This is a genomic window from Mesorhizobium sp. WSM4810 (assembly GCF_055811235.1).
In genome coordinates, this window is sequence record NZ_JBVVQV010000025.1 from 90141 (window position 1) to 97393 (window position 7253).

7 protein-coding genes are annotated in these 7253 nt (G+C 57.2%); 6 read left to right on the forward strand and 1 reads right to left on the reverse strand.

The genetic code is table 11. From position 1 onward, the window contains the following. Positions 1-12: 12 nt before the first annotated feature. A complete protein-coding gene (dndB, locus tag AC0L3O_RS27775) occupies positions 13-1056 on the reverse strand; it encodes a DNA sulfur modification protein DndB (protein ID WP_473617217.1) in 1044 nt (347 codons plus the stop codon). Between the two features lie 116 nt (positions 1057-1172). On the opposite strand from dndB, the gene AC0L3O_RS27780 reads away from it, so the two are divergent. From AC0L3O_RS27780 to AC0L3O_RS27805, 6 genes are all read left to right on the forward strand, one after another. Continuing rightward, positions 1173-1478 carry a helix-turn-helix domain-containing protein gene (locus tag AC0L3O_RS27780; RefSeq protein WP_473617218.1) on the forward strand — a complete coding sequence of 102 codons (306 nt, stop codon included), beginning with the start codon at positions 1173-1175 and terminating at the stop codon, positions 1476-1478. A gap of 116 nt (positions 1479-1594) precedes the next feature. After that, positions 1595-1867, forward strand: a complete 273-nt coding sequence (locus tag AC0L3O_RS27785; protein WP_473617219.1) for a hypothetical protein — start codon at positions 1595-1597, stop codon at positions 1865-1867. Between the two features lie 774 nt (positions 1868-2641). Further along, the gene (gene ectB, locus AC0L3O_RS27790) at positions 2642-3901 is read left to right on the forward strand and encodes a diaminobutyrate--2-oxoglutarate transaminase (RefSeq protein WP_473617220.1); all 1260 of its coding nucleotides are present in this window, start codon (positions 2642-2644) and stop codon (positions 3899-3901) included. Continuing rightward, complete coding sequence (locus tag AC0L3O_RS27795; RefSeq protein ID WP_473617221.1) at positions 3891-4733, forward strand: 2OG-Fe(II)-dependent halogenase WelO5 family protein; 843 nt, start codon at positions 3891-3893, stop codon at positions 4731-4733. Before ectB ends, AC0L3O_RS27795 begins: the two co-directional genes overlap by 11 nt. An 842-nt stretch (positions 4734-5575) precedes the next feature. Continuing rightward, positions 5576-6691, forward strand: coding sequence for an ABC transporter ATP-binding protein (locus AC0L3O_RS27800; protein ID WP_473617222.1), 1116 nt, complete (start codon positions 5576-5578; stop codon positions 6689-6691). Next, a partial coding sequence (locus AC0L3O_RS27805) for an ABC transporter permease (RefSeq protein ID WP_473617224.1) occupies positions 6688-7253 on the forward strand: 566 nt, incomplete at its 3' end. The genes AC0L3O_RS27800 and AC0L3O_RS27805, both read left to right, overlap by 4 nt.

Here is a 7253-nt window from a genome sequence, read left to right on the forward strand (position 1 = left end):
CCTGGACGGAGACTAACCGACTTGTGGGGATGCGTCAGCGCCATTCCTGGTGAGTGACCAGATTTTTTCCGCCGTGAGCATTACGCTCGTGCGCGATCGAGTGATGCGGCCGACCAGAAGTGCCCGCCCTTCCCAAAGGGCGCTATTTGACCGCGCCCAATCAACGTCACCCAAGCGGTTGATTGCGGCGCGCCAGTCGAGTCTCGGATCGTTGAGTAACCGGGCGCCTGCTATTGCGATGGCTTCCAATGCCACACCGTGGGCGTGGACCTTTTCGCGCCTGAGGTCTGCGGGTGTCATTTGTCCGCGGTGCGCAAGGCCCCAGTCAGGAATTGCTTGCGCCACCGCTGCCCAAAACTCTATGACTCTCGCCTCATCGACTTCGCCTGTCTCTGATGCAAAAGTCGAAACGGCTGTGTGAAGGTTGCTGAAAGCGAATAGCTTTGGCGAACTGGCTGTGAGATTAGATTGACCAAAGTCTGTCATGTCTCTGAAAAGCGGAACCCAGTCAACGACGGCCCGGGACAATTTGGCTCGCTCATCACGGGCGTCATACAGCAGCCGAATTGACCGCGAGGGCTTCACTCCGTGTTGATTGAGGTCAACGAACAACTGCCGTGAGCGCTCCAACCCGTGGTCTGGAAACAACGTGACGGCGACTGTCTCGTGGGCAAAATGGGGACGTTCACGAAGCAGCTCAATAATTGCAGCCCGGCGATGCTGGCCATCGTTCACAAGGATTGTCGCAGTCATGTCGACCGACAGCGTTCCGATCGATCGCAAGGGTCCGTTTGGGTCTCTGGGTTCAAAATGGAACCCGCCGTCGATCGTTGCCGTCAGGGCGGACAGTACGTACTCCTTCGGGTTCGACGTGATGTAACGTACAATTGCTGGAATGCGACTCTTGTTCAAACGACGCTGAGCGCGAAGTTCGTCCGAAACAGCTCCATCATTAAATCGCAATAGCGATCCCACGGCACCAAGCGGAACCATCACTACGTAATAGGCTCGACCTGCCTGAACGCCTCTGATGGCAGGGAATGCAAATGCATTCATGGCAAGCTCTCCGCAACTAATTCGCACATGATACCGCAATCAAAGGCGATGGTCAATATATACCGGGGATATATATACCGTGGACGATTAGCGCCATATTCGCGATCAAGTGCGGCATGGCAGAGCATTTACGTGTCCAGCTTGGTGAGCAGCTTAGACGGCTTCGGGAACAGGCTGGCTTGTCCCAAGAAGGGTTTGCCTCGCAAGCAAACATTGACCGCGCAGCTTATGGGAAACTCGAACGAGGTCAGGGCAATGTGACATTGGTCACACTTGCCCGGATTGCTGTCGCACATGAAATGAGCCTGGCTGGCTTGCTTTCAGGCATTATACTTGATGCTGCAGACATCCAGGCCATACCGCGAAGTGCGCGAGGAAATCGGCACGCGATCCGATTTGGCAAGAAGGAAAACGGCAAGTGATGACGCCGAGAACCTAGCAGTTCCAACTCATTACGCAAACCAAGTTCGTTGAAATAACAGGTTTCGATGCCGCGACCAATCTGATCTATAGGTGGCGCCGCACAATGAGAGCCCGCGTGACGGGCTTCGCCAAAGATGTTGCGTTTCCCGACACCTGTCGGCGCTTCGCTGCCGGCGGCGCCACCAGCGTAATCGAGCTGGAGATTGCCGGCAAGCTGTGGCTGCGAGTTCGTTATCACGCGCCGCCGACTGGCGGCGGCGATGGTGAAAGCGTTGGCGTTTCATGGCCCCGGTTCGGAGCCGGGACGAATCTGGTTGGCGACACCTTCCGGGCCGCTGGCTGGTCGGCGGCGATCTCGTTCGCCGTTGCCGTGCTGCGGGCGGGCTGAGCTTCAGAACTCTGAATATGCAGCGAGTCTTATGTGGCAAATACCGGCGCGGCAACCATTCCCGAGCATCTTCCGCGCGATCGCGTGGTCAAGCCGTCGCCGGCCGCTTGCTATAACTGCGGCGGTCATCAGCTGCGCAAGCTGGGAAAGGTAATCCAACAATTGCAGGAAATGTTATTCGGCGCCGTTTCTGGCCGCCCCCCCCAAGCGGCTGGGCCGGGCTGGGCCTACTGGTGACGATCCAGATCACCGACGGCGCTGTGTGATAGGGCGCCCCGGGAAAACATCTTTCGAGGTCGGACTGACTGGTCACGGACTTCGGCCCCGTCCTTCTCGCCTGTAGTTGCGCCCCCGATGCCAAAACAGTGGGCGACGCGGCTGCATCGGGGGTGGACTGATCGGTCGAGACCTGCTCGCCGCAATCGGCGCGCTCGTGCGTCAACTACCAGATGCCGTAGTATCGGCATCCGCGCTGACCGCTTAGAACTGATCCCGTTCCACACGCACCGACCGGAAGACCTCGGCATGTGGAACAATGTGAGGACGGCGATGGTGTCCAAATGCATCTGCACAGCAATGAGTTGCCGCGCAGTCTGTGTCCGTGTCGTCGCGGATTCGTGAGGAGCATGTAGGCATTACAAAAAGGTCACCGACGTCCCAAACTCCGCCCCGACTGTTCTGGTCTTCTCAGTGAAACGGAACAACAGCGCGACCGGCCAACCGCATCAATCGATGTCACGCTGAACGTGAGGCCGACATGCAGAGGACCATGAAATGAATACAGATGTTTTTGCGACTTATGAGTCTAACGTTCGTCGCTACGGGCGGTCGTTTCCCACAGTCTTCACTAGGGCAGTTGGGGCGACCATCTGGGACGAGGCGGGCAGCTCATATATCGATTTCCTCGTCGGCTCCGGAGCACTTAATTTCGGGCACAACAACCCGAATATTCTTGCGCCGGCAATCGAATATCTTGCCGGTGAGAACATTCTTCTGTCGCTTGATATGCATACGGCGGCCAAGCGTGACTTCATTGAAGCGTTTGTCGATTCGATCCTGAAACCCCGAGGTCTTTCCTACAAAATACAGTTCCCTGGGCCGACCGGCACAAACGCCAACGAAGCGGCGCTGGCGTTGGCACGAAAGTGTACGGGCCGCTCGAGCGTCATGGCCTTCACGAATGCCTTCCACGGCATGTCGCTGGGCTCTCTGGCCGTGTCGGGGTCGGCCTCAACCAGGGAGCTGGGTGGCGTTGCTCGCCACGACGTGATCCGTGTTCCTTATGACGGCTATCCGAGCCAAGATTTCGATTCGGCGAGTTACATCGACTGGGTCTTGGGCGATCCAGGCAGCGGAATAGAAAAACCCGCCGCAATCATTCTGGAGACCATCCAGGCAGAAGGCGGCATGAACGCCGCATCCGTAGCTTGGCTCACAGAAATTCAGCGCATTTGCCGTAAGCACGGTGTCGTGTTCATTGTCGACGATATCCAGGCTGGTTCAGGCCGAACTGGCGACTTCTTCTCATTCGAGTTCGCCAAAATCGAACCAGACATCGTGACCCTTTCCAAATCGCTAAGCGGTTCGGGAAGTCCATTGTCCCTCGTTCTTATTCGGCCCGACATGGACATATGGAATCCCGGAGAACACAGTGGGACGTTCAGAGGCAACAATTTCGCCTTCGTGACGGCAGGCGCCATGTGCAAAATGTGGTCGGACACCAAGTTTACTGCTGGTGTCGAGCGAACAGCCATCAGGCTGCAAACGCACCTGGACGTGCTCGTTGCCAAATTCCCCAAATCCATTGAACATAAGCGCGGCCGCGGTTTGATGGCCGGCCTCAAGTGCCATTCACCGGCAGTTGTCAGCCGAGTGCACGATGTCGCGTTCGAAAATGGCTTGCTGATCGAGTCTTCAGGGCCAAATCGCGACGTCATCAAAGTACTGCCGCCGATAACGATCACTGATGTCGAGCTCGATCACGGCATCGCCATGCTTGATCACTCACTACAGGAGCAAGCCAATGACGCCTAATCCGAAATCTCAAGTCCCAGCGATCTCGCCTGTTGTCACTAGAGAACGAACTGGTTCGATCAGCACCGCCGAGATCATCTCCGTACTGAAAGGTGAGATTACCGCTCTGCACATCAGGCAAGCTTTCAGCAGCGAAATAGCCGAGGAGATCACATCGAATTTTTTTGCCAGTCCCGGTCTCAACGAGCGCAAGGATGGCGTACCCGGACAGTATGTCGGCGCATCCCACTATAGGAAGGATGCAGCCACCTATTTCAAGGAGGCGGAAAATGCACGGCCGCACGTTCACGCCCTTTTTGGCAATCTAGTTGACCCTGTTCGATCTTTGTTCGAAGCGTTGAAGCACGAGCTTCACAAACAGGGCATCGAATTGCGGCTGGCACGGTCAGCACACGGTCAGGCTAACGTCTGTCGCGCACTCAGTTGGTCTGGCAGCGGCACATTCTCCTTGGACCCTCATGACGATGTCGCTCAAGTGCTACGGGCCGGGAACGATTATGAGCTTTCTGCGGTGGCGCACAACACCGTCGCAGCTCTCAACTTCTACCCCAGCATGTGCGAGGAAGGTGGCAATCTGCGTCTATGGAGCCACAAGCCGACGGTGGCCGACCGAGAGTCGCAGGGGGTGGAGACCACGGGCTATCCCTATACGGCAGCCTATCTCGAGGGCGTACCTTCTCGCGACATTCAGCTGAAGGCCGGGGATATTGCCCTGATCGATGGCGGTTTCGTTCATGGGGTCACTGGCCAAGCAAGCAACAGAAAGCGCCGCGTGCTGCTGAACTGCTTTTTCGGATTCGCTCGGCCAGATCTTGTTCTCTGGTGGACTTAATGTGGATGTCACGGCGACGAGCAGGATCTCTGCTAGTGGCCGCCGGGGTACTACAGCCGGGTATTACAATTGCATGTTCCCGCCCTTTGTAGTGATACCTGATATGGTCGTAGCCATAGCGACCAGGCGATGATGAGTGGCTTTGTGTTGGTGGGGATTGAGGATGCGAGCGAGGAGATAGCGGATTTCGGTCGCGGGTTGGGGACGGGCGCAGCCATTCGGATCAGGCGGCGATCGGTTCTTTAGCATCCGTTCGTTCGGTTTGCTGCATGCGCTGGGCAAAGATCAGCTGAAAGCTTGGAAAGAAACGTCGACGCCATCTCCGTCAACACCGAGCGTCGCAATGATCAAGGTACCGGGCTGATTGTCGGGTTTTTCGAGTCCCCTATGGCGTGATGTTCGGCCTGGCTTCGTCACTCATACCGTTAAGCCTTTGAATAAAAATAGAAGCTTTTCTGTAGCCCTCTCTCCGCAGCCGGCACGATTTTTGAAACGAGGAGGCAAGGACTGCTGGCGATATTCGGATCGTGGCTGACCGCACCGATGACGAAAGAAGGAAAGCAGCATGTCAGATCCACGTTGGACATCCTAACCCGCGTAAGTTTTCGTTGTCACGCGAAATTTCTCTTTCAGCTGTCTTGGACTGAACATGTTGGTGCACTCGAGTAATATGCGCGGAGGCGCTTATCGCGGCGTTCTCGCCGACACTGTCTGCCATTGGCTCAGGAAGCCGGCTCGGCTCGTTGTCGCCATGGTCGCGACGCTCGCCTCCGCACTGGTAGACGGGGTGGCGCCGCTGTTCTTGGGTAGTCTCGTTGATGCTGTTGTCCAGTAGGAACGCAATGAAGGGTGAAAGTGTCACCGTCCGCAAAGTCGGGAAACGCTACCGATCGGTCACTGCGGTCGAGGATGTGTCCATCGATGTGAAGGCGGGAGAGTTTCTCTCGCTCCTAGGGCCATCGGGTTCCGGCAAAACGACCCTCTTGATGATGATCGCGGGTTTTGAGCTGCCTACTGCAGGGCGCATCGAGATCGGCGCGACCGATGTGACGTATGTTGCTCCCAACAAACGCAATGTCGGCATGGTCTTCCAGAAATATGCCCTCTTCCCCCATATGTCGGTGCACGACAACGTTGCATTCCCGCTGCGCATGCGGAAGGTCAACAAGGCCGAGATCATCCGCCGGGTCGGAGAAGGTCTCGCCATGGTCCAGCTTGCTGCCTATGGCAGCCGGATGCCCACCCAATTGTCCGGCGGACAGCAACAGCGTGTTGCCCTCGCGCGGGCGCTGGTCTTCGAGCCCCCCGTGCTCCTGATGGACGAGCCCCTCGGGGCGCTCGACAAGAAACTGCGCGAACAGCTGCAGATCGAGATCAAGACCCTTCAGCAGCGTCTTGGCGTTACCGTCATCTATGTGACCCACGATCAGGAGGAAGCATTGACCATGTCGGACCGCATCGCGGTCATGAACGATGGTCACATTGCCCAGATCGGCAGCCCGACTAGCCTCTACAGCGAGCCCGCCTCTCCGTTCGTCGCGGATTTCATCGGCAAGATGAACTTTCTGCCGGTCGAATATCTGGGATCCGAGAACGCCGGCCACCAGATCAGGTTTGCCGACGACTCGACGGTTAGCGTGACGCGCTCGCTCAACGGACACGCATTTGAGCTTTCTCCCGGACTGTCACTGCAGGCCGCGATCCGACCGGAGAACATCTCCCTTGCCGCACGCGGTTCCGGCGGCCCGCACGCCATCGCCGGAACCGTCGACACCTCGATCTATCTCGGCACGCACCAGATTCTTCTGGTTAACATCGATGGACGCAGCGGCCCTCCACTGCATATCCAGAGATCGGCGAGCCGAGACCTGTCGGCATTCGCGCGCGGCGATGCGGTCGACATCCTGTTCCAAGCCGATTCCATTCACCTGTTTTCAGGCAAGGGCGGCGGCCAATGAGCAGTGTCGACGAGTCTCCCGTTAGTCCCGCCCCCGCACCACGTTTTGGGCGTCTCTTCGCGGTTACTGGAACCGGCGGCAGATATCCCCCGCTCTTGACGGCTGTGCTGCTGCTGCCCCTTTGTCTGCTTTTATTCTTTAGCTTTCTATACCCGGTTGGCCGCATGCTGGTCGGCAGCCTGTTTGATCCAGGCTTCACCCTCGACAATTATGTCCGCATGTTCATCGAACCGCTTTACCTGAAGGTTCTGCTGCGTACGCTCTGGATTGCATTTGCGACGACGGTCGGTGCCTTCGTCCTTGGATATCCGGTTGCCTTAGCCATGGCGCGGGCGGGCGGCAAGCTCACCCTTTGGATTGCAGCCTGCGTCCTGATCCCGTTATGGACGTCTGTTCTTGTGCGCTCCTATGCCTGGATCATTCTGTTGCAGCGCAAGGGGGTCATCAACGACATTCTCATTGGAACCGGCATCATCGAAGAACCGCTCAGGATGATCTATACCGAAAGCGCGGTGATCGTCGCCATGATACATGTGATGCTGCCGTTCATGGTCCTGCCAAT